This is a genomic window from Embleya sp. AB8 (genome assembly GCF_049739465.1).
Lineage (GTDB): Bacteria > Actinomycetota > Actinomycetes > Streptomycetales > Streptomycetaceae > Embleya.
In genome coordinates this window covers 162,268-187,920 of sequence record NZ_JBMHHY010000011.1, presented here as the reverse complement: position 1 = coordinate 187,920, position 25,653 = coordinate 162,268, and the positions used below count along the sequence as shown (strand labels likewise).

18 protein-coding genes and 1 pseudogene are annotated in these 25,653 nt (G+C 71.9%); 8 read left to right on the top strand and 11 right to left on the bottom strand.

What is annotated here, in order from left to right; genetic code table 11:
- Window positions 1–304: 304 nt before the first annotated feature.
- The 4 genes from ABIA38_RS17770 to ABIA38_RS17755 all read left to right on the top strand — a co-directional run bounded on the left by ABIA38_RS17770 (window position 305) and on the right by ABIA38_RS17755 (window position 5,046).
- The gene (locus ABIA38_RS17770; RefSeq protein WP_424639635.1) at window positions 305–739 is read left to right on the top strand and encodes a hypothetical protein; all 435 of its coding nucleotides are present in this window, start codon (window positions 305–307) and stop codon (window positions 737–739) included.
- A gap of 222 nt (window positions 740–961) precedes the next feature.
- A complete protein-coding gene (locus ABIA38_RS17765; RefSeq protein WP_424639634.1) occupies window positions 962–1,858 on the top strand; it encodes a M20/M25/M40 family metallo-hydrolase in 897 nt (298 codons plus the stop codon).
- A gap of 49 nt (window positions 1,859–1,907) precedes the next feature.
- Window positions 1,908–3,359 (top strand): M1 family metallopeptidase, encoded by a 1,452-nt coding sequence (locus ABIA38_RS17760; RefSeq protein WP_424639633.1) that lies wholly within the window; start codon window positions 1,908–1,910, stop codon window positions 3,357–3,359.
- A gap of 193 nt (window positions 3,360–3,552) precedes the next feature.
- Entirely contained in the window at window positions 3,553–5,046 is a 1,494-nt protein-coding gene (locus ABIA38_RS17755; RefSeq protein ID WP_424639632.1) for a hypothetical protein, read from the top strand.
- A gap of 33 nt (window positions 5,047–5,079) precedes the next feature.
- On the opposite strand, the gene ABIA38_RS17750 is transcribed toward ABIA38_RS17755, so the two are convergent.
- Entirely contained in the window at window positions 5,080–6,051 is a 972-nt protein-coding gene (locus ABIA38_RS17750; RefSeq protein ID WP_424639631.1) for a radical SAM protein, read from the bottom strand.
- Between the two features lie 378 nt (window positions 6,052–6,429).
- Here ABIA38_RS17750 and ABIA38_RS17745 point away from each other — a divergent pair.
- Window positions 6,430–7,455: pseudogene (locus ABIA38_RS17745) on the top strand (asparagine synthase-related protein); the annotation flags it as partial.
- 371 nt (window positions 7,456–7,826) lie between these two features.
- On the opposite strand, the gene ABIA38_RS17740 reads toward ABIA38_RS17745, so the two are convergent.
- The 9 genes from ABIA38_RS17740 to ABIA38_RS17700 all read right to left on the bottom strand — a co-directional run bounded on the left by ABIA38_RS17740 (window position 7,827) and on the right by ABIA38_RS17700 (window position 19,277).
- A complete protein-coding gene (locus tag ABIA38_RS17740) occupies window positions 7,827–8,897 on the bottom strand; it encodes a glycosyltransferase (RefSeq protein WP_424639630.1) in 1,071 nt (356 codons plus the stop codon).
- A complete protein-coding gene (gene surE / locus ABIA38_RS17735; RefSeq protein WP_424639629.1) occupies window positions 8,894–9,733 on the bottom strand; it encodes a 5'/3'-nucleotidase SurE in 840 nt (279 codons plus the stop codon). The genes ABIA38_RS17740 and surE overlap by 4 nt, the downstream gene beginning before the upstream one ends.
- Before the next feature lie 48 nt (window positions 9,734–9,781).
- Window positions 9,782–10,816, bottom strand: coding sequence for a GTP 3',8-cyclase MoaA (moaA, locus tag ABIA38_RS17730; protein ID WP_424639628.1), 1,035 nt, complete (start codon window positions 10,814–10,816; stop codon window positions 9,782–9,784).
- Window positions 10,813–12,009, bottom strand: a complete 1,197-nt coding sequence (locus tag ABIA38_RS17725) for a deoxynucleoside kinase (RefSeq protein ID WP_424639627.1) — start codon at window positions 12,007–12,009, stop codon at window positions 10,813–10,815. Before ABIA38_RS17725 ends, moaA begins: the two co-directional genes overlap by 4 nt.
- The gene (locus ABIA38_RS17720) at window positions 12,009–14,552 is read right to left on the bottom strand and encodes an MBL fold metallo-hydrolase (protein WP_424639626.1); all 2,544 of its coding nucleotides are present in this window, start codon (window positions 14,550–14,552) and stop codon (window positions 12,009–12,011) included. The genes ABIA38_RS17725 and ABIA38_RS17720 overlap by 1 nt, the downstream gene beginning before the upstream one ends.
- Window positions 14,549–15,145, bottom strand: a complete 597-nt coding sequence (locus ABIA38_RS17715; RefSeq protein ID WP_424639625.1) for a non-canonical purine NTP pyrophosphatase — start codon at window positions 15,143–15,145, stop codon at window positions 14,549–14,551. Before ABIA38_RS17715 ends, ABIA38_RS17720 begins: the two co-directional genes overlap by 4 nt.
- A 102-nt stretch (window positions 15,146–15,247) precedes the next feature.
- The gene (locus ABIA38_RS17710; protein ID WP_424639624.1) at window positions 15,248–16,111 is read right to left on the bottom strand and encodes an SDR family NAD(P)-dependent oxidoreductase; all 864 of its coding nucleotides are present in this window, start codon (window positions 16,109–16,111) and stop codon (window positions 15,248–15,250) included.
- Window positions 16,112–16,236: 125 nt separating this feature from the next.
- The gene (locus tag ABIA38_RS17705) at window positions 16,237–18,390 is read right to left on the bottom strand and encodes a DUF2264 domain-containing protein (protein WP_424639623.1); all 2,154 of its coding nucleotides are present in this window, start codon (window positions 18,388–18,390) and stop codon (window positions 16,237–16,239) included.
- A gap of 266 nt (window positions 18,391–18,656) precedes the next feature.
- Window positions 18,657–19,277: a hypothetical protein gene (locus ABIA38_RS17700; protein ID WP_424639622.1), complete on the bottom strand. Its 621-nt coding sequence runs from the start codon at window positions 19,275–19,277 to the stop codon at window positions 18,657–18,659.
- 214 nt (window positions 19,278–19,491) lie between these two features.
- On the opposite strand from ABIA38_RS17700, the gene ABIA38_RS17695 reads away from it, so the two are divergent.
- Window positions 19,492–20,730, top strand: a complete 1,239-nt coding sequence (locus ABIA38_RS17695; protein WP_424639621.1) for a trypsin-like serine peptidase — start codon at window positions 19,492–19,494, stop codon at window positions 20,728–20,730.
- A 341-nt stretch (window positions 20,731–21,071) separates the two neighbouring features.
- Window positions 21,072–23,381, top strand: a complete 2,310-nt coding sequence (locus ABIA38_RS17690; RefSeq protein ID WP_424639754.1) for an FdhF/YdeP family oxidoreductase — start codon at window positions 21,072–21,074, stop codon at window positions 23,379–23,381.
- Between the two features lie 130 nt (window positions 23,382–23,511).
- Here ABIA38_RS17690 and ABIA38_RS17685 read toward each other — a convergent pair whose 3' ends face one another.
- Window positions 23,512–23,988, bottom strand: coding sequence for a hypothetical protein (locus ABIA38_RS17685; protein WP_424639620.1), 477 nt, complete (start codon window positions 23,986–23,988; stop codon window positions 23,512–23,514).
- Between the two features lie 182 nt (window positions 23,989–24,170).
- On the opposite strand from ABIA38_RS17685, the gene ABIA38_RS17680 reads away from it, so the two are divergent.
- On the top strand, window positions 24,171–25,445 hold the full coding sequence (locus ABIA38_RS17680) for an alpha/beta hydrolase family protein (RefSeq protein ID WP_424639619.1): 1,275 nt from the start codon (window positions 24,171–24,173) through the stop codon (window positions 25,443–25,445).
- Window positions 25,446–25,653: the final 208 nt, after the last annotated feature.

Sequence of the window (25,653 nt, the reverse complement as noted above, 5' to 3'; positions counted from 1 at the left end):
CTTGGGCGGGGCTCTTGGGCGGGGCTCTTGGGCGGGGCTCTTGGGCGCGTCAGTACCATTTCACATTGCAGTACTTCTGCCAAGGTCGAACCGCAGGACACCCCGAGGTAACCCACGGTTCATGGTCGAGAACTCCATGTAACGCACGTCACACACGTCAGGACCCCCAAAAGGTCAATGGATGGCTCATGGCCGTGCAAAGATGTCGTCATGTGAGCGGTGCAATGTCACACCTCACATCCCATTAGCCGAAGCCCGACCCCGGGCCTCGAACAACATCGGAGGCTTCCTTCTCATGAAGAGCATGTCGACCCTCGCAGCCTTAGCCATCGCCGGTTCGACCATCGTCGCCGCCGCGCCGGCCGCCACGGCCGATCCCGTGCCGACCACCGCGACCTGCACCTACGGGCTCCAGTCCGGCCTCGCGACCAAGGTCTGCGTCGACGTCACCGGTCGGGACGTCCGCCTCTACGGCCAGGTCGGCCTGGCGGGCCCGCCCTCGCCCGACACCCCGCTGCCGCTGCCGAAGATCCCGCTGAACTTGTACCTGACCGGCAACGCGGCCGGCGCCTCGCTCGGCGCGGTGAACCAGAGCGCGGTCTTCCAGTCCACGACGCTCGTGGTCTCCGGCGTGAGCAGCACCGTGGCCTGCGGTTCGACCGTCCACGGCAGCTTCGGCGTGGACTCGTACATGTGGCCGGCGCGGCCGGTCACCATCGACGTGGTGGTCCCCTGCTGACGTCGCGGCAGAGCTGACGTCGGGTCGGACCCGCGTTCCCTCGCCCCGCCGGTTGCTGCTTCAGGCACCGGCGGGGCGACGTGCGTCCCGACGAACTACCGCGCGGACACGGGTTTCTGACAACTCCCTGACATCTCCCCGCAACTCTCTTCTCCGGCTCACGGCCCGCAACTCGCGGCCCACGGCCGGAAGATCCCGCCTTCCCGAAGGAGAGAGTCCCGCATGGAGATGCCCAGCCGCCTCCGGCGCACCGTCGCCTTACTCGGCCTGTGTGCGGCCCTGATCGCCGCCCCCGCCGTCCCCGCCGCCGCGGCGGCCGAACCCGTGGCGCCCAGGACCGCGCAGGCGCCCGTCGTCACCACCGAGCAGGTCATGTCACACCTGCGGGCGTTGCAGTCGATCGCGGATCGCAACGGCGGCAACCGCGCGCACGGCACCAGTGGCTTCCGGCAGTCGCTGATGTATGTGAAGGGGGTGCTGGACCGGGCCGGCTACCGCACCAGCCTGCGGCCCTTCACCTACAACGGCGCCGTCGGCTACAACCTGATCGCCGACTGGCCGGGCGGCGACCCGAACCACGTCGTGCTCGTCGGCGCCCACCTCGACAGCGTCGAGGCCGGCCCCGGGATGAGCGACAACGGCTCCGGCTCGGCCGCCGTACTCGCCACCGCCGTCGCGATGTCGCGCGCGGACGTCGCGACCAAGAGCCGGCTGCGGTTCGCCTGGTGGGGCGCGGAGGAGCCGGGCCTGATCGGCTCCAAGGACTACGTACAAAAGCTCTCCGCCGCCGAGCGCAAGAAGATCGACGTCTACCTCAACTTCGACATGACCGGCACCAAGAACATCCAGCAGTGGCTGGTCGTGCACAACGACCCCAGGGCCACCGACACCTTCGAGGCGTACTTCAAGGACAAGGGCCTGCCCACCTTCGACATCGGCATCGGCGGCTCGGACCACGTGTCCTTCGGGGACGCCGGAATCCCCGTCTCCGGCTTCACCAGCGGCGTCGGCGACTGCTACCACCAGGCCTGCGACCGGATCGACAACGTGGATCCGCAGACCGAGACCGTCAGCACCAACGCCATCCTCGGCGTGACCTGGCAACTGGTCACCGGCTGACCGCCGACCACGGCTACCGCTACCGCTACCACGATCGGGAGCAGGACGTATGCGCAGTACAACGAGACGACGCCGCTATCCCGTGCTGGTGGGCATCCTGGCGGGCAGCGTGCTGCTGACCGCCGTGCCCTCCTCGGCCGGCACCATCGACGGCGGCGGCGGGTCCGGGGTGGGCGACCCGTACTACCCCGACGACGGGAACTCCGGGTACGACGTCGCCAATTACGACGTCGCCGTCAACTACGACCCGGCCCGCCCCGACTTCCTCACCGGGGACACCACCGTGACCGCCACCGCCACGGCCCGGCTCGACCGCTTCAGCCTGGACCTGGAAGGCTTCGAGGTCGGCGCGGTCACCGTCGACGGCATCCCCGCCCGAGGCTTCTCCCGCAGCGGGACCCACAAACTGGTGATCACCCCGGCTCGCCGAATCGCCAAGGGGGCGAAGTTCGCCGTCCGCGTCCGCTATTCCGGCAAGCCCGTCGGCAAGAGCTGGCACCGGCTCCCCGAGGGCGCGGCGAACGTGACCGGCGAGCCGCACTCGGCCACCGCGTGGTACCCGGCCAACGACCATCCCTCCGACAAGGCGACCTTCCGGCTCACCGCGACGGTCCCCGAGGCATGGACCGTGATCGGCAACGGCCGCCCCGGCCCGACCAGTTCGCCCGGCAAGGGGCTGAAGACCTTCCGCTGGTACGAGGACAAGCCGCTCACCACGTACACCAGCACCATCGCCATCGACAAGTTCACGGTGCACACCTCGCAACTGGCCGACGGCACCCCGGTGATCAACGCCTACAGCCCCGGCACCTACTTCATGCCCGAGTCCGAGAAACAACTGCCGGAGATCATCGACTTCCTGGCCTCGAAGTTCGGCCCGTATCCCTTCTCCTCGGCCGGCGGCATCGTCGTCAACAGCGAAGCGGGTGGCGGCGGTCCCGGCGCGATCGAGACGCAGAGCCGGCCGACCTACACGAACGTGATGTTCGACGCCGGGATGGCGCACGAGATCTCCCATCAGTGGTTCGGGAACAGCGTCTCGTTCACCGACTGGCGGGACACCTGCATCGCCGAGTGCGTCGCCCAGTACGCCAACCAGCTGTGGGATGAGCACCAGGGCGCCAATCTCGACACCGGCTTCTACCCCGCCATGATGAAGGAGGCCGCGCAGATCCCGGAGTTCTGGACCATGAAGCTCCATGACCCGGGCCAGGGCAAGGAGTTGGACGGGACCCTGTACAAGAAGGGTTCGATGATGATGCACGCGCTGCGCCGCACCGTCGGCGACACCGCCTTCTTCGGGACCCTGCGCACGTGGCAGCAGGACCATCGCTACGGCAACGCCTCCTGGCTCCAGTTCGAGGCCCTCGCCAAGCAGGTCTCCGGCAACCCGGACCTCACCGGCTTCTTCGACGCGTGGGTACGCGGCACCGTGATCCCGGAACACAAGTACCTCTACCCCGGAACCCTCGGCGCCGTCGCGCCGCCGACGGCCGGCTGAACCCGACGCGGGGCGCGGAACCTTCGGGCCCCGGGCCCCGCAACCGGCCACCGGCGGTCGAAATCCCGCCAGGCCCTCGGGCATCTCGCGACCCGAAATGACATAGGCGGGGCACGTGTACGCCGGCAGGATCGGTCGTGCCTACCAGGCACCAGCGATTACTACCGATGCACACATGACCCAGGAGGTCCGTGTGAAAGCAAAATCGGTGTCCGCGCTCCTCGCCGCAACCGCCGCCGGCATACTCGCCGCGCCGGTGGCGGTCGCGGCTCCCCCCACTGCGGACATGGCCACGACAAACGTCTCGGTACCGTGCGATCCGACGCGGCTGAGCGAGGCGATCAGCACCGCCAATGCCCATCCCGGCAGCACGTTGACCCTGGCCATTGGTTGCACCTACCGGCTGACCACCCCACTGCCGGCAGTCACCGCCGCCGTCACGATCAACGGCGGCGGAGCCACCCTCGCCCGGGCCGCCACTGCCCCCGACTTCCGCATCCTGCGCATCGACGGTGCGGCGGTCGCCCTCGACCATCTGATCCTCACCGGCGGCCGAGCCGAACCCGGCGGCAACGGCGGCGGCATCCTCACCACCGGCGCGCTGACCCTGGACCACGTCGTGGTCATGGGCAGTACGGCAGGCGTCGGCGCCTCCGGCGTCGATGGCGGCTCCGGCGGCGGCATCCACATCGGGCCGGCCGGCTCGCTGACCGCCACCGACACCCTCGTCTTCGGCAACACCGCCGGCGCGGGCGGGGCGCAGGCGGGGCCCACCGGCCCCGCCGCCGGCACGGGCGGGGACGGCGGCGGCATCTCCGTCGACGCCGGCACCCTGAACCTGGTGCGCACAAAGGTCTCCGGCAATCGGGCCGGAGCGGGCGGACACGGGGCGGACACCACCAAGCCCGACCAGGTGAGCTTCCCTGGCTCCGGCGGGAGCGGCGGCGGCATCGCCACGCGCAACGGCTCCCGGGCCACGGCCTCGCACGGCACGATCTGTGGCAACACCGCCGGGGCCGGCGGCACGGGCGGCGCGGTCACGGGCACCCCCGAAGGCTACGGCGGCAACGGCGGAACCGGCGGCGCGGGCGGCGGAATCCAGCTGGACACGGGCACCGCCAAGCTGACCGACACCGCGGTATGCAGGAACATCTCCGGCGACGGCGGGGCGGGCGGCCCCGGCACGCTCCACCCGGGATACCCCGGGGAGACCGGCTACGGCGGCGGCATCCTCACCACCGGTGCCGACCTGGTCGTCACCGGCGGCACGATCGCCGACAACCGCACCGGGCACGACCTCACAGCCGGAGCCGCACCCGGTGGCGGGATCAGAAACACGTACGGCACGCTGACCATCACCGGCGCCACGATCACCGGCAACCAAAGCTCCGAGGACGGCGGCGGGATCTCGCAACAGACGTATCGCGAAGGCACCTACCCGACGTTCACCATCACCTCGACCACGATCAGCAACAACACCGCCGGCGGCAACGGCGGTGGCATCTCCCTCTACGGCTACGGCCCGCGCCTGGCCGGGTCGAGCGGCAAGGAAAGCACGCTGACCACCAGCACCGTCACCGGCAACACCGCACACGGCGACTGCGGCGGCATCTCCGTCGTCCGCTACGGCGTCCACCTGGTGCAAGACCACAACACCGTCAAGGGGAACAACCCGGACGACTGCTGAGCACCGTCCCGAGGCCGGAACCCGGCACGCGGCTCAGCCGCCACGCCGATCTCGCCGGACCCACGCGTCCGGCGCGAACTCGGCGACCCCCAGGGGCTGTTTCTCGTACGGACTGTCCGCCATCGACACCTCCCGTTCGACCAACAGCCGCACGTCGACCAGTTCCTCGCTCGGCAGGTCCTGGGCCGCGCGCCACCGCGCGCGGCCCAGCTGCGTGTGCGGGCGGCGGCGCCCGACGGTGCCCAGACACCAACGGCACGCGGCCGGCCCCCGGGAGGCGGTCAGGTGCTCGAACAGCCGGGCCCCGAAGTCGGGATCGGAGCCGATCGGCAACCCCTCCGACTCGGTGTCCGCGCCGGGAAAGCCGGGTCGGTGCAGGAAGTAGCTCTGCGGGCAGCGGTAGAAGACGCCCTCATGCACCGTGTGGCAGCGCCAGACGTGCACGATCTCGCAGGTGCGGTAGATGCGGGTGGTCAACTCCGGGTCCTGGGCCCCGCGTTCCGAGTAGGACTCACGGAACGTCGGGACCAGCTTCACATCGAGGCGGACCGCGTGCTCGTCGGCCCGCCTGCGGAACAGGGTCAGTTCCTCGTCCCCCGGCGCCGCGCCGGGGTAGACGGAGATCTCGATCTCGTCGAGAGCCGCCCACAACGCGACGTCGACGGTGGGCAGCAGCAGACCGTTGGTGCACACCGTCACCCGGTCGGTGATACCGGAGGCCCGGACCGCCGCGACGATCTCGACCAGGTCGGGGTGCAGCAGTGGTTCGCCGCCGAGGATCTTGATGTGCGAACAGGAGTACACCCGGGCCAGCTCGGTCAGGTCGCGGGCGATCCGCGCGGGGTCGGCAAACCACGCGGGCAGCACCGGCGAGAGGTGACTGCAGGAGCGGCAGCGCAGATTGCAGTGCAGGGCCACATTGATCTCGCAGCCCTCGGGATTGCGGATGCGTCCGTCGACAATGCGGTATCCGGCCGGCGGCGCGGGTGTATCCGGGTCGGGCATGATCGCCTCCTGGTCGACGGGTGGAGTGTGTGGTCCGCGGCGGCTGCGAACGTTCCGGGTGCCCTCGGTTTGGGCAACTCCTCCATGCGCCGATCCGAAACCGGAGGTTTCCGGCGGTGTCGAGGAGGAAGGTGAGGAACCGGATGAACAGCCGATCCGCCGCCCGTCACCCGCGTCCGGGGCCGCCGCCCGCACCGTGCCTGCGGTTGCGGGTGCGGCCGGGCCGGCCCTTGGCGGTGTCGGCCGACGGTCCGTCGCACGGACGGACCGGACACGTCGACCGCTCCGGGCCCGGTCCGTGGGCGACTTGGGCATGGGACGGCCGGGAACTGCGGGTCGAGGCGGATCGAGGCGGATCGGTATGGGCTGCCCGGGCTGATGTACGGGTCCGTGCCAGGCGGTGTGGTCGTATCCTCTGACCTGGGCCGGTTGTTGGCGATGGGCGTCTCGCCGGAGCCCGACGACGACGCGATCGCGGTCTTTCTGCGCCTGGGCACCTTCGTCGGTGAGGACACGCCGTTTCGCGCCGTGCGTACCGTCCCGCCCGGCGCTTGCCTGGTATGGACGCCCGAGCGCGCCGCCGAGGGCCTGCGCCGGCCCGATGGACACGCCGCCCGGCTGCCCATCCCGCAGCCGCTGGAGCCGACCCGTGCCGAGGCCGTCGACGCGTGCCTGGAACTGTTTCGCCGCGCGGTGGCGGCCGTTGTGCCGACCACGGGCGACTACGCACTTCCGCTCAGCGGCGGACGCGACTCCCGGCACCTGCTCCTGGAACTGCTTCGGCAGGGCGCCGGGCCCCGACTGACCGCCACCACCGGCAAGTTCACCCGGGGCGACGCCGACGTGCGGATCGCCGCCCAGGTGGCCGCGTTCCTCGACGTGCCGCAGGTGTATGTCCCGCGTCCGCGCTCGGATTTCGCGGCCGACCTGGTCGCCGGTCGGCTTCAGCAGCACGCCACGGTGGACGGCGCGTGGATGTTGCCGATCGCGCGGTTCCTCCGCGCGCATGGGCGGTTCAGCTACGACGGGTTCGGCGGCGACGCATTGTGGCAGCTCCCACAACACGTCCTCCCATGCGTGCCGAGAGCCGGCCACGCCCGACTGGGCAGCGCGGCCGACGCGGCCCCGTGGCTGGTCGAGGCGAAGGGTCTGGACCGGTTCCTGCCGCACCTGCTCGACCCCGCCGGGCGGCGCCGGTGGAGCACCTCCCGGGCGGTCGCGCGGATCGCCGCGGAGTTCGCCCGGCATGAGGGGGCGGCGATCCCGTTGGCCTCGTTCATGTTCTGGAACCAGCGGCGGCGGGCCATCGCGGGCCATCCGGCGCTGCTGACCGCCCGCGCGGATTTCCGGGTGCGTCTGCCCTACCTGGATCACGATCTGTTCGACTATTCGGCCGCGTTGCCCGAGCGGGTGCTCGCCGACGGCCGCTTCCACACCGACGTCATCCACCGGGCCTTCCCGCGCACGGCCGCGCTGCCGTTCGTCGAGGGTGCCATGCGACACGGCCCCTGGGTGACGGCAGCCCGGCTGCGTTATCTCGCGGACCTGATGACATACACGGCGCGTCGCGAGCACCGGCACTGGGCCGCGCCGGACAGCCCGCTCGCCGGCCTCCTGCGCGGCCGGGGTCGAGGCGCCACTCCGTCGTGGCACGCGCTGGACCGGATGGTCCCGTACGCCGTGCACCTGCTCCGCGTACAAGACCTTGTCGCGAACACCCGGTCGTCGCCCGCTTCGACGGCGGGCCGAACTCCCGGCGCAGCGGCACATCGTAATCAACTCCCGTCTGCCGGGGCCACGTTCACGAGGTCCTGGGCAAGGAGCTGGGCACCCCGGGCGGCTTCCCGATCGGCAACCTCCGGGCGCCTGCCGGCCCGCACCGCCGCCGCGATCGCCTTGGCCATCGTGCCCGGGTCGGCCTCGACCACCAGTGCGTTCAGCCGGGACGCCGCCGCCCGCAGGTGGACCCGCTGGTCGTCGAAGTCGCGTTCGCCGGGGACGACCACGGCCGGCACCCCGGAACGGGCCAGTTCCTGCACGGTGTTGTAGCCGCCGTGGGTGATCGCGACGGTAGCGTGGCGGTAGACGTCGTAGGTGGGGCCGAGGTAGGGGGTCACCCGCACGGGACCGGCGAGCCCGGGCGGCACGGTGAGCGTGCCCCGGAAGTTCGGCCCGGTCAGCACCAGGACGTCGGCGGGCCGCGGGTCGTGGTCGCGATACGCCCGCACCGCGCGCAGCGCCGCGTCCAGGAAGGGGGCGGCGTCGCGATGCCCGCCGCCACCCGCGACGATCGCGATCCTGGGCTCGGCGGTGTCGGCGGGCCACGGCGAGCGGGTGTCCAGCGGCCGGCGCACCACATCGGGGATGCCCACCAACCGCACGCCGTGCGCGCTCTCCTCGTGGCCGGTCGCGCCCAGCAGGTAGACGCGGCGGATCGCGGGCACCTGCCCGGCGACCCACGCGGCGGGATCGGGCCGGTTGCGCTGGTAGCGGTGGACCAGGAGCTGCCGGCTGCCCAGTCGGACCCCCTCCTCGTACAGTTCCCGCTGCACGGTGACGTCGTGCAACACCACGTCGTCCCGGGTCAGCGCGCCGGCCACCAGCGCCCGGGCCGGCCGATGGTCCACGGCCGGCCCGGTCCCGTACAGCGGTTCCCCGACCAAACTGTCCACGTCGGTGGGCACCACGACCTGGCCGAAGCCGTGGTCCTCGGTGAGTTGTTGCCGGCGATCGGTGAACAGCAGCGAGTCCCAGCCGAGTTCGCGCAGTTCGGTGTGTACGGCGATCAGCCGGGAGACGTGCCCCAGCCCCCGCCCCCACGCGAAGGAGACCACCCGGCGGCTCATCGGCCGACCTCCCCGGTCGGCACACGCGGTGTCGCGAACGCGTCGCGGACGTCGTCGAGGCCGGGGATCGCCCCCGGGTCCTCGGTGATCGGCGTCAGCGCGGTGACGCCGGCGTAGCCGGCGGCCAGTACGGCCGAATCGCCGGGCAGCGACGAGCACGCGGTCGGTGTCGGTGCCGCCGGCCGGGCGTGGTGGTCGGCGCCGAGCAGGCGGGGGCCGATCCGGCGGACCGTGAACCGGGCGTCCGGGTGCGGCGCGAGTCCGGCCCGCCGGATGCCGAGCAGCGCGCCGGGCGGCACGTTGGGCACGTTGACGTTGAGGATCGGCGGCGGCCCGTGCGGGCGCGGAACGAGGGCGGCCGGGAGCACGGCGGTCAGGGCGGCCAGCGCCGTCGCCCAGTGGTAGGTCGTGCCCGTGCGGATCGACAGGGCCACCGCCGGGCGCCGATACGCGGCGGCGGTCAGCGCGGCGCCCACCGTGCCCGAGTGCATGACCGAAGGACCCACATTGGCCCCCGGGTTGATCCCGGACAGGACCAGGTCGGGGGCCGGCCCGAACACGCCCTCGAAGGCGGCGATGACGATCAGGCTCGGCGGCCCGGCGACCGCGTGCACCGGTACGCCGTCCAGACCCGGCAGCCGACGTTCGCCGGTGCGGATCAGGCCGTCGGCCGGGTAGGCCCGCGAGGTTCCGCAACCACTGGTGTCCTGCTCCGGCGCGGCCACCACGACGTCCATGCCCAAGTCGCGGACCCGGCCCGCCAGTCGGCGCAGCCCCTCGGCCTCGACCCCGTCGTCATTGGTGACCAATACCCGGATCGCCATGCGTTCCGCCATGTGTGTCTCCCCTTCCACTTCTACTTCCACCCGGGTCGTCCGTACCGGTCAGCCGCCGATCATCGACATACTGCGGGCGGGGCGGACGAAGTCCGGGTGGTTGATCTTGTGTCCGGGCCACTTGCGCCACAGCGCCTCGCGGACCAGGCGTTCGAGCTCGGCGTCGTCGGCGCCCGAGCGCAGCGCCGCCCTGAGGTCGGTCTCCTCCAGGGCGAACAGGCAGACCCGGAAGGAACCTTCGGCGGTGACCCGCATCCGGTTGCAGGTGCCGCAGAACGGGTTGGTCACCGAGGGGATGAACCCGATCGAGCCGGGCGCGCCGTCGGCGAATCGGTAGGCACTCGCGGGCTGCGGCGAGTCCTGCGTTTCGGCGACCAGTGGGAAGGCCGCCGCGACGGCCGCGCGGGTCTCCTCTGCCGGTACCACCTTGCCGCGCTCCCAGGCCTGTTCCGCGTCGAGCGGCATGTACTCGATGAACCGCACGTCGAAGCCGCCGTCCCGGGCGAGTCGGGCGAACGCCACCGCCTCGTCGTCGTTCTCGCCGCGGATCACCACGCAGTTGATCTTGACGAGGGCGAACTCCGCCTCCTTGGCCGCCGACAACCCCCGGGTCAACGCGTCGAAGGCGTCCCGACGGGTCATCGCCGCGTAGCGGTGGCGCAGCAGCGAGTCGCACGAGACGGTGATCCTGCGCAGTCCGGCCGCGCGCAGCGGAGCGGCCAGGCGGTCGAGCAGCAGGCCGTTGGTGGTGACCGAGACGTCGACGTCGGGCAGCGCGCAGACCCGGCGGACGATCTCGGGCAGTTCGCGGCGCACGGTCGGCTCGCCGCCGGTGATCTTGAAGTCCCGTACGCCGAGCCGGTGGAAGAGCGTGGCGAGTCGGTCGATCTCGTCGACGGTGAGGATCGCGTCCTTGCTCAGCCAGGGCAGCCCCTCGGCGGGCATGCAGTAGGTGCAGCGCAGGTTGCACTTGTCGATGACCGAGATACGCACGTCGCTGGCCACCCGGCCGAAGGTGTCGACGAGCGGACCTTCGGTGGGGGCCGGGCCCGGGTTGCGCCAATCGGGGCGGGGTGCGGTCATGACGGCGACTCCTCGGGAGGCGTGGCGGGGATCGGGGGAAGCGGAGTACGGGCGGCGACCAGGGGGCGGAATCGGTCGAGGACTTCGTCGGGGCGCAGCGCGGAGGCGTCGATGTGGTGCACGGGCACCGACGCCGACAACTCCTCCGCGACGTCCTCGAAGCACTGCGCGACCAGGGCCACGTAGGAGTGGGCGAAGGTACGTTCCAGGACCCGGTCGCGGCGGCGCATCCGACGCATCAGCACATCGGTACTGGCGGTCAGGTGCACGACGGCCGCCGGCGGGGGCAGCGCCGAGGCGACCAGGTGGTGGTAGCGGTAGTAGGTCTCGTACTCCCGGCTGCTCACGTCGCCGTTCAGGCGCAGCGCCTTCGCGTAGGCCAGCGAGCTGTGTACGTCCTGGTCCAGCACGCGGGTTCGGCCGGTGCGCAGGTGTTGGAGGGTTCTGAGCAGCAGGGTTTCCATCTGGCAGAAGAACGCGGACGAGGTGTCGCCGCGCAGGTAGCGGGTGAGGTGGTTGTCCCGACCCGGGCCGCGCGACACGGGGATGATGTCGCGGACGTGTTCCACGTGCGGGGTCTGCGCGGCGTAGCGGTTCAGCAGGGTGGTCTTGCCGACGGCGGGTGGGCCCAGGACGACGATCGAGGTCGGCGTCTCGGTATGCCACGCGGCCGGGAGGGGGCCGACGAGCCGTCGGGCCCGGGCCTCGATCCCGGCGATGTCGGGGGCGTCCGTCGGGCGTGCGGTCGCGGCGAGGAGCCAGGCCCGGGTGTCCGGGTCGAGGCCGAGGCCGAGGCCGGCAGCGCCATCGGCGTCGGGATCGGGATCGGCCAGGCGGTCGAGGGCGAGCCAGCGGTGGCGTGGCGGGTGGTCGGCGCGGGCCGGTGCGTCGTACCGGAAGATCCGCAGGTCGTACGCGGCCACCGGGTCGGGGGGAACGTGGAGTTCGGCCAGGTATGCCAACTGCGCGGGGGCGACCCGCCGACCCAGGGCCCGCGCGGCGGCTCGGGCGGCGGCACGGCGTGCGGTGTGGCCGGGCGCGACGACGGCCGAGGGCAGCCGAGAGAGGGGTGATCCGGGCCGGTGGTCGGCGGATTCGGCCGGCTCGGCGAGCAGGAGTCGGCCTCGGTCCACGACCAGGCAGGCGGCGCGGCGAAACGCCGGGCGGTGTCCGGGTGGCAGGTCGGTGAGCATCACTCTCCCGGTGATCGACGGGCCGCCCGCACGAGCGGTGGACGGAGCCGGGCCCGCGAACGGGCGGGGTCGGTCGAGCGCCCGAGTCCGGCGAGGGCAAGCAGGGCGACACGTTCCGCGAACGCGACCGCGTCGACGGGCCGTTCGGCCCGGGCAACGGTCCGGGTCGGCGAGAGCAACCAGGAGAACCGCACCTCACCGCGCAGCAGCAGACCGAGCGGGAAGCGTGCGGCACCGGGCTCGACCGCCGGCGTCGAGGCGCCGACCCAGAGCAGGAAGTCCGGTTCGAATCGGGGCCGTTCGCGATCAGGGTCGGGCGTGTGGGTCGGGACGAGCGGTGCGGCATATGTGCGTTCCGGGCCCGGTCCGGCGGCGTGGAGCAAACCGGCGAGCCGGCATCCAGGGCTCTCGACGACGTCGAGGGTGCGGGGTGGGTGTTCCGGGCCGGTGGGTGGTGGTACGCCGAGCCACCAGTGCCGTTCCGGCGGCGGCGGGGTCCGGCCGGATTCCGGGGGCGATTCGGGGATCGGGTCCAGGAGTTCGCCGTCCCAGCCGCGCCGTGCCAGGTCCCGGCGCAGCCGCTGCACCGAGACGGGGAACAGCGCGGCGGCCCGCCAACGCGGTACGGAGATCCCGGCCGGAAGTGTCGCCATGGGCCGCCAACGCCGGATCGGCGAGGCCATCAGGTTGGCCAACAGAGCCCGGTACGAGTCGGCGGGGAACCGCACCCCGCCGCCGAGGTGCGGTTGGGCCTCGACCAGGCAGGTCAGCACGAGCAGTCCGGTCGCACCGGGCGGCGGCGGGGCGGGTCGCGGCCAGGGGTCGCGCCCGAGAACGCCCACATAGCTGCCGGGTTCATGCTCGGACAGGGGTCCCGAGGCCCCCGCCGGATCCTGCCCGTGCGCCAGCCGGTCGGCGATGCGTGCCCACACCACCGCCGGGCCCGGGTGCTCGGGCCGGCGTACGTCGGGGGTCGGGGGCACGGCTGCGGCCCGCGCGGCGGCGACCGGGCGTAGTGGACGGCGTTCGGCGCACGCGTCGATCTCGGCGTCGAACTCGGCCAGGGGGCCGCCGAGTCGGGCCCGGAGCAGCAGGGCGAACAGTCCGATACCGGACAGGAGTACCGGGCGGTGGGCCACCGGCCGGTCGTGTCGGCCGGCGACGACGATCGGCCCGGGTTCGGGGTCGGCGGCGGGTCCGGGGCGGATCTCGCGCAGCCGGCCGCCGTACTGGGCGGCCGAGTAGCCCAGGCGGGCGGCGAGCAGGTCGGCCAGGTCGGCGGCGGTGACCGCGACCTCGATGTCCGGTGCCTGCGTGGGGGGTTCGGGCCCCAGGGTTCCGTCCGGCCGGAGCCGTACGGCCCGTTCGGCGGCGATCGCGCCGTCGGCGTCGACCACGACGAAGCGATAGGAGGTGTCGCGCAGCCGCCCGGCGAAGCCGGCGGCGAGTTCCGCCAGGCCGGGAAGCGGGCCGCGCAGACCATCGGGCCCGTCGATCAGGCGCTCCAGACCCGCCACCGCGCTCACCGCGTTCCGTACGTCCACCGGGTTCCCTGCATCCGCCGCATCCACCGCGTTCGCCACGTGCGGCGACGGGAGTGCGGAGACGAGCGGCCCGATCCCGTGCCCCGGCCGAAAGCCCCGGTCGCGCCCCTCACCGGTGGCTCGGACCCACGTCGCCGCGCCCGCCAGTGTCCATACCACCGGACCCGGTCCCACGGTCAACCGGTCGCCGGGATTCGGCCGCAGCACCCGTCGGCCCGGGTCGTCCCTCCGCAACACCTCGTCGACCTCCGCCGGCGTGATCGGGAAGGCGTGGCCGTTGAGCCAGGCCGCGTCGCCCAGGCCGAACTGGCCCTCGGGCAGCGGGACCACGTACGCCGGGCGGGCCCGACCGAGCAGCGTGGTCAGCGCGTCCGCCCAGTCGGCGTCCGCCCCCGGCGGCACGCCGTCCACGCCCCGGGTCTCCAGGACCGGCTGCGCGGGGGCGAGCAGCACGTCCGGGCCACGGCCGGCGCCGAGCAGCCGGTCCACCCACACGTCGGTGACCAGGCTGTCCACCAGGTGCCAGACGAAGGTATCCATCGTCCGTACGGCCAGCCCGTGTTCCGGCACCGCGAGCGTCGACGGGGTCCAGATCAGCTCCAGGCCCGGCCGGGGTGTCAGCGTCGTCCAGTCCCGGACCACCGTGGTCCGGGTGAACCCGAGCCGGCGCAGCGTGTGCCCGATCCGGGGGTCGTCGGGGTGGAACACCGGCAGCGCACGGTCGAGCAGGTCGAGCGAGGCGATGTCGAAGTGGTCGCGGTGCGAGTGCGAGATCCAGACCGCGTCCGGACGGGCCATTCGCCCCGGCGCGACGCGGCGCGCCGGGGCGAATCCCAGCAGTCCGCCGCGATAGGCGTCGCCGAAATGCGGATCGCACAGCAGCGTGAACCCCGCGGCCCGAAGCAGCACGGTGGCATGCCCACCGATCTCGACCTCGATCCCGATCCCGATCCCGATGCCGTGCGCCCCGGCTTCGGCTCCGGCTCCGGCCCGGCTCAAGTGTGTTCGCCCGCCGCCAGGCGGCCGACCAGGGCGCGAAAGGCCCGTCCTCGGCAGAAGATCCGGGCCTTCTCCCCCGCGCTCATCTCGGCGAGCGTGCGGCCGTCGCCCTCGCTCGGCACGAACACCGCGTCGTAGCCGAACCCGCCCGCGCCGCGCGGGCGTTCGGTGATCACGCCGGGTACCACCGCCTCGCCGACCACGCGTCGACCGTCCGGGTAGCCGAGCAGCGCCACGGTCCGTACCCGCGCACTGCGTCGCCCCGCCGGCACGCCGGTCAACTCGGCCAGGAGCTTTGCGGTGTTCTGCGCGTAGCCGGCGTCCGGACCGGCGTAGCGCGCCGAGCACAGGCCGGGTGCGCCGCCGAGCGCGTCCACTTCGAGCACGGTGTCGTCGGCAACGGCGGGCAGTCCGGTGGCCTTGGCCACGGCCACCGCCTTGAGGTAGGCGTTGGCCTCCACGGTGTCGCCGTCCTCGAGGGTGTCCGCGAGCCATCGGGGCCTTGGTACCAGGTCGAGTTCGTCGCCGAGCAGGCCCAGGATCTCGGCGGCCTTGTCGGGATTGGCGGTGGCCAGGACGGCGCGCAAGACCATACGTACTACCTCCCACAGGTGAGTGTCCGAAGTGGGCCGGGCCGGGCGGTACGAGCGTCGTGGTCGTCCGGGTCAACGCCGCCCGGGTCAACGCCGTCCGGGTCAACGCCGTCCGGGCAGCGTCTCGGGTTCGGAGCGGCTGTGGCCCATGGCCAGGTAGCCACCGTCCACCGGCAGGTCCGCACCGGTGACGAAGGCCGCCCCGGGGCCGCACAGGTACACGATCGCGGCGGCCACCTCCTCGGGTTCGCCGACCCGGCGCAACATGTGGTGGTCGCCCAGGACCGGTCCCCAGCGGGCCCGGTCGCCGCCGGTCATCCGGTCGATCTCGGGGGTCCACACCACGCCCGGGGAGACGCTGTTGACCCGGATGCCGAAGTCGGCGAGGTCGAGCGCCTGACATCGGGTCAGCGCCAACAGCGCGCCCTTGGTGGCGCTGTACGTCCATTGCCCGGGCTGGGCGATGTGCCCGGACACCGAGGCCACGTTGACCACGGATCCGCCGCCGGCCGCGCGCAACGCCGGCACCAGTGCGGCGGTGGTCAGCGCGGTGCCCTTGACGTTGACGCCCAGGGCGATGTCCCAGTCGTGGGCCATCGCCTCGACCCCCCGGGCCAGGAAGGTGGCCGCGCAGTTGACCACGGAACGGACCGGGCCGCCCACGTCCTCGGCGGCCCGCCGGACCGCCTGGCAGTCGGCCGCGCGGGAGATGTCGCCCGGTACGGCGGTGACCGCGCCGGCGAACTCCTTCGTGGTGCGCCGCAACAGCTCGACGTCGCGGTCCACGAGCAGCACATGCGCGCCCTCGGCGGCGAACGCATGCGCCGTGGCGCGGCCGATGCCGGACGCGGCGCCGGTGACCACACACACGGTGTCGGCGAGGCCGGGCCCCGGGGCGGGCGGCGGGATTTCGGGTGCGGGGTCGAACTCGGCGGATCGGGCCATGTCCGTCCTCTCCGCCGTCACCGGCAGTGCGTACGGCCTGTCGATCGGCGGGTGGCGCACCCGATCTGTGGTCAGTATCCGGTGACACTCGTTGCGTACGGGACGCGTATTGCGGACACATTGCCACCGGCTAAAACGGAATCAACTCACCCATTTCCGGCCGGAATGTGTGGCTCCCGCCACGGCAGCACCAGGCGTACCACCCGGTCCGGCAGGCCCACGCCGCCGAGCAGGACGTCCGACCCCTCCACACGCACCGTCACACCCATCGCGGCCTGCTCGGCGTGCGCGTCGACCGGCCCGCCGGCCAGGAACACCGCGCTCACCAGGACCGTGAAGACCGCCGCCGGCCGGTTTCCGGCCCCCGCCCCCGGCACCGGGTCGGTCGCGGGCCGGCGCAGCAGCGGCACGGCCGAGTGCCGGCCGAACGCGTTGGCCCCGGAGGTGAATCGCACGTCCGCCTCGGTCCAGCCGTACAGTCCCAGCACGACGCACGTCGGGCCGGCCCCGGTTCGGACGATCGCGGCCGGTCGCGGCGTCACCTCCCCGGTCACCGGGTTGCCGGGACCATCCGCCGCCGGTGCGTAACCGCCCTCGCGTACGCCCCACCCGGCCGGCAGGTACACCCCGTGTGTCCGCACCTCCCATGCCCCGTACAGCACCGACACGCTGACCACCGGCGCCAGGCCCGGATCCGCCATCCCCGCTGCCGCCCCTGCTGCCGCCCCCTCCGGCGGCAACGGGCGGTGCCACGACGCGGCCCAACGATCGGTCAGGCCGAGCGGGTGGATACGCTCCCGGCGGGTGGGCTCGCCGTCGGGGGTCAGCAGCGCAAGGTGGTTGTCCAGGCGCAGCGCCGCCGCCTGCGGGCCGGTTTGCGGGGCGACGCAGGTGGCGTAGGCGAACTTCGCGTAGTGGGGGTCGTCGCGTTCCCGGCCCGGGGGCGCGGCCAGGTAGCAGGACCCGTGGTTGAGCACTCGCACCACCCCGTCGGAGCCGGTGCGGTGGACCAGCCAACCGGGCGCGGGCAATGCGGTCACACCGTCCGTGCCCTCGTCGGGCAGCCGTTCCTCGGGCGTGCTCCACACGGCGTGCTGCGCTGGGAGCAGCAGGCCCAGGAAGCCCTGCGCGGCGAGGTAGGGCGAGCCGGGCGAGCTGTAGATCTGCGTGCCCGGTTCGAATCGCCGATACCAGCCGAGCGGCAACAGCCCCGCCGCGTCCGGCACTCCGCGTCCGGCGAAGTGGGCGAGCACGCCGGAGGCCAGTCGCCGGGTCTGCCCCGGGCGCAGCGGCGTCGCGTCGTCGAGCGCGCCGAGCCAGTACGGGGCCAGGCAGGCGAACCGGTAGCTGAGCGAACGGCCCTGGTGCAGCGGCGCGCCGTCGCGGCCGAAGAGGTGGACGTACTGGCCCAGGAAGGTGTGCAGTCGGGCCCGGTACACGCGGGCGCGCTCCTGCCCGGCGGCGCCGGCGATCCGCGCCCACAGCAGCGGGTACAGGTGCAGGCCCCACGCGTTGTAGTGGTCGAAGCGGCGCCCGGCGTCGTAGCCGGCGGCCGGGTCGGCGGCGAACTCGACCCGGTCGCCCACCCGATGGTCGAGGCGGAGCTGCGGCCCGTCGGTGTACCAGCCGTCGCCCGTGTACCAGGCGTCCACCCGGTCCAGTCCGGCGTCGATCTCGGCCCGGTCGTGGCCGGCGCCGACCGAGGCCAGGAACTCCTCGGCGACCACCTGGAAGAGCACGTGGTTGTTGTCGCGGGGCCGCCGTCCCACGATGCCGCCGAGCCACCCGATCACCCGCTCACGGCCGTCGGCGCCGATCCGATCCCAGACCCACGGCCGGCACTCGTGCAGCGCGATCGTGAGGTTCGCCGCCTCGACCATCTCCTGGGACCCGTCGGTGATCTCCGGCCACGCCTCGGGCCCGCCCCGATCCGTACCGGCGAGCAGACCGCGCGCGAACCGCTCGGCAAGCCGTGCCGGGTCCGTGCCCGGCGCCTCGGGGAGGGTCGAACGCCCTTTCCCGGGCGAGGGGTTGGTCGGGTCGGCAGCCGCCAACCGAAACGCGGCGAGGAGGAACGCACGGGCGAACCCCTCCAAGCCGTCGGTGGCCGATCCCGACCAGCTCCCCCGGCCCGGCGGGCAAATTCGCGCTCCGAGCGGACTGGTGTGCGGTTGCAGCCCGATCAACAGTCGGTCGGCCGTGGCGATCCAGTGCTCCCGGGTCCAGCCGGTGACCGGTGCCGAGGCACGATCCTCGGCGGGGAGATAGGACGGGGGGGCAAGTCGACGGCGATTGTGCATCCGGCCCTCCGACGGTGAACTTGCGGGTATGGGCGATGGGCGATGGGCGCCGAGAGTGAAGCAAAGCGGACGCATCGCAGTCAACCGGACGGTCGATATCCAGACTCGCGCGTCCCGAACCGGCCGGACAGCACGCCCACTTCCGCGTCCGGGTCGACACCTGCGTCTACGCCTACGCCCACGGGAAGGACGCCGCGCCCGTCACCCCGAGCACCCGCCGCCACCTCCGCCGCGTCAATCTCCACGACCCGGCCCCGACCCCGGACCTACGGTAGGCCGACGATCCCCCAGCCGCGGCGGGCGCATTCGGTGACCACCTCGCCCCAGCCGCGCACCATCGCCTCGAACTCCTCGAAGTTCTCGATCCAGCGCCCCGGTGCGTCGATGTGTGCCGCGAAGGGTTCGCGGAGTGTGTCGAGCTGCGGTTCGGCGACGGTCCACGCCGCGGCCAGTGGGAGTACGGCCCGTGGGGGCACGGCGAAATGCAGGTGTGGGCGGTAGGGGTCGAGGCCGTCGGGGACGATTCCGGGGTGAATGTGCAGCGCCTCGCCGTCGAGTCCGTTCCAGACCAGCCCGGACAACAATGTGTCGAGCGCGGCGCGCACCGCCGGGGACACGAACTCCCGTACTACCTCCCATGCCTCGCCGGTCCAGAAGTGCGGCTTGTAGGAGCCGCCGCCGAGCCGGAAGACATACTCGGCATACCAGTCGGCATCCGGCGCGGTCGACGGCAACCACCCCTCGCCCGACGGCAGGTCTTCCCACCAGTCTGCGTCGTCCGGGACATTGGCATAGGCAGCGTCCTGGAGCAGTTCCAGTCGCCGTGCCACCGGGGTCGCCTCGACGCGCGCCCAGTCGACGACGAGCACCGTGATGTCCGTTCCCATGACCGGTGATCATATGCGCCGGCCCTCGACGAAACACCGCACCCCGGCCGGCACTCGATCGTTGCGGTCGGCACGTCGGCCGGACCCGCCCGCCGCGAACCGCGCACCTTGGCGCGTTCCACGGTCAAACCACTTGGTGGCCTTGACAGTTGCACCCCATACCAACACCTTGTGACCGGCCGACCGACCGGTCGGCAAGGATTCCAGTGTTTCCATGCGAGAGGAAGTGGACCGCTCCATGCGCATGTCCACGCACATTCAACGGACGTTACGCCGCAGGATCGCCACGGTGGTGGGTGTACTCGGCCTGACCGCCGCCGCACTGACCGTGGCACCGACCGCGCACGCCGACAACAGCGCCCCGGTCGAACTGCCCCGGATGGTGGCCGCCGACCCCGTCAACCACGCGGCGACGCTACAGACCGAGGTCACGTGGTGGAACGTGGCCCGGATCGCCGAGTACGGCCTCAACTCCGACGGCGCCGACGCGTTCCCGCCGCCCGGCGGCTGGGACGATCTGAGCAAGCCGTGGACCGGACAGGGTTCGGTCTCGCGTACGGCCGGCAAGCTCCTGATGGTGTACCGCAACTCCGTCAACGGCCAGTACGTGCCCGCCGCGTGCTCGGCGAACGTCATCACCGCCGCCAACCAGAGCACCATCGTCGCCGCGGGCCACTGCTTCAAGGTGACGGCCAACATCCGCGGCGCGCTCGGCGACGACGTGGTCGTCAACGCGGCGTTCATCCCCGGCTTCAACGGCGCCAACGTACCCCGCTTCGCCGGTGGCGACGACAGCACCGCGCCCGCCCCCGGCACCGACATCGCGCCCTACGGCGTGTGGGGCATCACCCGCGCCTGGATCACCCCGACCTGGGACGGGGACAGCACCTTCCGCTCCGGCGGCGACGTCGCGATGGCGACCGTCGAACGACCCGGCGACCCCACCCCGATCCAACAGCTCACCGGCGGCCAGAACATCGCCTTCAACGTGGCCACCAACCCGCTCTCGCTCTACCAGTTCGGCTACCCGACCGACAACACCCGCAACTGGTACTGGAAGCGCAACAACGACGGCACCACGTCCGCCAACTTCGGCGTCGACCCCTCACTTCGACGCGGCTTCGACGGCCGGACCCTGATGTACGCGCACAGCGGCAACACCATCGGTGACTCGACCGTCGGCATCGCCCACGACATGGTCTCGGCAATGTCCCCCGGCTCCAGCGGCGGCCCGTGGCTGATGAACTTCGACCCCGCCACCGGTACCGGCACCCAGATCGCCGTCACCTCCCGCTTCACCAACACCACGGGCGACTCCCCGTGGTGGGACGCGGCCTGGGCAATCATCAACGGCAGCACCCCCAACTGGGCCTACGGCCCCTACCTGATGTCCAACGGCTTCGGGGACCTGACCAAGACGATGTACGACGTAGTCCAAAACACCACCCGCTGACCCACAACCCCAAGCCCACAGCGCGCCCCCGCCACTCCGGGGGCGCGCCGGCATGCATGCTTCCGGCCACGATCCGGAGGCGCGCGGCGGACACGCGTGCGTACGGGACTGGGCCGACAGTGCGGCGGACGCGTGAGAATCACCTTCGAACCGGCCTGTGTCAGGTCCGAATCGGCTCGGCCATCCGGGTCCACCGCGCCCCCGTCCCGCGCGTCGCCGGGCATCGGTCGGGTGGTGGACGTAGCCTCGGCGCGGTTGCCGAGTGCCGACCCACGCCCCGACGGTGGAAGGTGACAGTCGTGAACGCCCCCCAGGATCCGCAGGACCAGGAGCAGGAGCAGATCCGCGGCCGGGACCCGGGCCGGGGCGAACCCGAGGTGGGGCCCACGCCGGAGGAGCCCGCGCAGTTCAGGCCCTACCACCACCCGGCCGCGGGCTGGGGTGCCGCGAAGAGCGTGACGAAGTTCCTGCTGCGCGAGCGGTCCGTGGTCGACGGATCCCGCGCCATCATGCGGATGAACCACGAGAACCGCGGCTTCGACTGCCCCGGGTGCGCGTGGCCGGACGACATCAAGGGCCTGCACCTGGACATCTGCGAGAACGGCATCAAGCACGTCACCTGGGAGATGACCCGCAAGCGGGTCGGTCGCGAGTTCTTCGCGGCGCACAGCGTGACCGAACTGGCCCAGTGGAGCGACTTCGCGCTGGAGAACCAGGGTCGGCTGACCGAGCCGATGGTCTACGACGCGGCGTCGGACCACTACGTACCCATCGGCTGGCAGGACGCCTTCGAGGTGCTCGGCCGTACCCTGCGCGAGTTGCCCGACCCGAATCAGGCCGCCTTCTACACGTCCGGCCGGCTCGGCAACGAGGCCACGTTCCTCTACCAGTTGCTGGCCCGCGAGCTCGGTACCAACAACCTGCCCGACTGTTCCAACATGTGCCACGAGGCCAGCGGCCGGGCCCTGAAGGCCTCGCTTGGCACCGGCAAGGGGACGGTGGACCTCAAGGACTGGGAGAGTACGGACGCCCTGTTCGTGCTGGGCGTCAACGCCGCCTCCAACGCGCCCCGGATGCTCACCGCGCTCGCCGACGCGCACCGCCGCGGCGCGCAGATCGTGCATATCAACCCGCTCGTGGAGGCCGCCGCCACCCGGACCATCGTCCCGCACGAGTTCGTCGACATGGCCCTGGTCAAGTCGACCAGGACCAGCACGCTCAATCTGCAACCGCGCATCGGGGGCGACATGGCCCTGCTGCGCGGCATGGCCAAGGCCGTCCTGGAGCAGGCGCCGGCCGATCCCAAGGCGCTGGACCGGGAGTTCATCGACCGCCACACCACCGGTTTCGACGCCTACCGGAGCCTGTGCGAGAGCACCCCGTGGGACGAGATCGAGCGCCAGAGCGGGTTGGAGCGCGCCGAGATCCTCGAGGCGGCGCGCGTCTACCGCGAGGCCGATCGCAGCATCTTCACCTGGTGTCTGGGCCTCACCCAGCACGAGCACGGGGTCGACACCGTCCGGGAGATCGTCAACCTGTTGCTGCTGCGCGGGAATCTGGGCCGCGAGGGCGCCGGGCCCTCGCCGGTACGCGGGCACAGCAACGTCCAGGGCAACCGCACCTGCGGCATCGACCACCGGCCCACCGACGCCTTCCTGGACCGCCTCGCCGAGGTCTGCCACATCCGGCCGCCGCGCGAACACGGTCTGGACACGGTCGCCACGATCGAGGCGATGCATCGCGGCCGGGTAAAGGTATTCGTCGGCATGGGCGGCAACTTCGCCCGCGCCGCACCGGACACCCCGTACACCCAAGCCGGTCTGCGGGCCTGCGAACTCACCGTGCACGTGAGCACCAAACTCAACCGCAGCCACATCGTGCACGGCCGGCGGGCGCTCATCCTGCCGTGCCTGGGCCGGACCGAGAAGGACCACCAGCGGCACGGCATCCAGAGCACCTCGGTCGAGGACTCGATGAGCATGGTCCACCTGTCCGTCGGCATGAAGAAGCCCGCCTCGCCACACCTGCTCTCCGAGCCCGCCATCGTCGCGGGCATCGCCCGCGCCGCGCTCCCCGGGAGCGAAACACCCTGGGCGTGGTACGTCGAGGACTACGACCGCATCCGCGACACCATGTCCCAAGCCCTCGACGGCTTCGAGGACTTCAACCGCCGGGTACGCCTGCCGCTGGGGTTCCGGATCAAGCAGCCCGCCCGCGAACTGATCTTCCTGACCCCGTCGGGCCGCGCCGAGTTCTCCACCGCCACGCTCCCCGACGTCGTCCCCGCCGCCGGCACGTTGGCCCTGGGCACGATGCGCTCGCACGACCAGTGGAACACCACGATCTACTCCGACAACGACCGCTACCGAGGCGTCAAGAACCTACGCACGCTGGTCTTCATGAACCGGGCCGACATGCGCGAACGCGGCCTGGGCGAGTTCGACCCGGTCGACATCACCAGCACGGCCAAGGACGGCACCACCCGCACGGTCAACGGCTACCTCGCCATCCCGTACGACATCCCACGCGGCTGCGCGGCGGGCTACATGCCCGAATTGAACGTCCTCTGCGCCATCGGCGACTACAGCACCCAGAGCGCCCAACCGATCATGAAACACGTACGCGTCACCATCACCGCGACCGAGGGCTGACCGGGCAATCGCACCGATCCGGCTTCGCCGCGCGGACGAAACGAATTGAGCCGCGAGGACGGGTGCGGCCCGCAACCGAACCGGGATGGCGCGGGCGGGATCGTCGCCTTCGACGACGGTCGGCGTGGGGCTATGCCGAGGTGCCGAGTTCGACGGGTCGCGGCGCCTCGCCGGCGATCGTGCCGCCGGCTCCCGGGCGTCGGACCAGCAGGCACGCGGCGGCGCCGATCGCGATCACCGCGATGGGCAACACCAGGGTCAGGCGCATGGCATGAACGACGCCGTGGTCGAACGCGGATGTAGCCGCGTGTGCGAATCGGTCCGCGAGGTCCGGGGGTGTTCCCGTCGGCGCGTGCACCGACGTGCCGTTTCGTCCCGCGCCGACCTCGCGACCGCCGGCGGCGGCGTCGTGAAGGGCGGTCAGGAACGAACCCCGGACGTCGTCCGGGAGTTCGCCGGCCCGCGTGCTCGCTTCGTCGTGGATGGACGCGGCCAGGCGGTTTTGCACAATCGCCCCGATCGCGGCGCTGCCGAAGACCGTGCCGATCTGCCGGATCGTGTTGAGCACGCCGGACGCGGCGCCGGCAGCGCCATCTGGTGAGCCCATCGCCCGGGGATCGGCGGTGAGTTCGGCGACGAGGTCACGGCGCAGCGCGCGTCCCGGACCTCGCCTACCGATCGGGAGCGGAATGTCGTTGTCCGGTTCTCCATATTCGGGCGCTTCGGATGGGTCGGTTCGTCGATGTGTGCTCGCGGGAGCGCTGTCAGCATGACGTCCACCCATCGTCGATGGAGGGGATCACCGAAGTGTTCGCATTGCACAAGCGCGCATCGACACTGCTCGCCGGCCTGGTCGCGGCGACCACCCTGCTGGTGGCGCCCGCCCAGGCCGCCCCCGAGGCGACCGGTGCCGGCACCGGTACGCGCATCACCCTGCCGCCACTCAGCGGCCGGCACCCGATCGGTACGACCGACCTGCATCTGGTGGACTCCCGCCCCGACCCGTGGCGGCCCACCGACCGGCGGGAGTTGATGGTCACGCTGACCTACCCGACCCGGCACGACGGCGAGCGCGCCGCGTGGATGGCACCGAACGTGGCGGACGTGGTGGACCGGGTCGGCGCGCAACTGCTGGGGCTGCCGGCGGACACGATCGACTACGCCGCGACCAAGCGATACGCCCGTACCTCGGCCGCGGTGGATCGTCCGCGCGGCGGCTGGCCGGTCGTACTGTTCTCGCCCGGTTTCGGCTCGGCGCGGGAACTCAACACGGTGCTTACCGACGACCTGACCAGCCACGGCTACGTGGTGGCGGCCATCTCCCATCCGTACGACGCGGCCGTGGTCGCGTTCCCCGACGGGCGGGTCGTCACCGGCACGGTCGACGCGACCGACCCGCGGCAGTTGCAGACCGCGCTCGATACCCGGGTCGCGGACACCCGGTTCGTCCTCGACCAGCTGACCCGCCTCGATCGCGGCGAGAACCCGGACGCCGAACACCGGGCCCTGCCGAAGGGGCTGGCCGGCGCCCTGGATCTGTCGAGGGTGGGCATGTTCGGCCACTCGCTGGGCGGTTACGCGGCCGGCGAGTCGATGTACCACGACCGGCGCATCGCCGCCGGGATCAACCTCGACGGCCAGATGGCCTTCGGCCAAGCCGGTGAGATCGTGCAACACGGCGTGGACCGGCCGTTCATGCTGGTGGGTTCGGATCCCGTGGATCCCAAGACGGGCCGCCAGTACCGGCACACCCACCTGGACACCGACCTCGATCCGTCGTGGGCCGAGTTCTGGACCAACCAGCCGGGTTGGAAGCGGGATCTGCACTTCGACGGCGCCGGGCACAACAGCTTCTCCGACCTCCAGGTCCTGGTCCCGCAGGTGTCCCGGCTGATGACGCCGGACCGGCGCAGGCAATTGATCGGCACCATCGACCCGACGCGCTCGGTGCGCGCCCAACACGACTACGTCGCGGCGTACTTCGACCTGCACCTGAGGGGTCGCGACCGCGGCATGTTCGACCGGAACGACCCGTGCCACCCGGACACGCGGTTCATCGTCTGAATCCGACGCGCGTGTGTTGTGCCCACTCGGTTCGGGCCCGATCGAGGCCGCCGGGTGGGCACATTGGCGCTCCACCACGCCGCCATGCCACCATGCCGCTACACCCTCATCACCCGTTCGGCCCTGTGAAATCACCCCTGTGAGGCATCTTTGGGCCATTCGCGTGACACGGCCCACCGGCAGCCGGTTGTCTCCCCCTGTGCCCAGG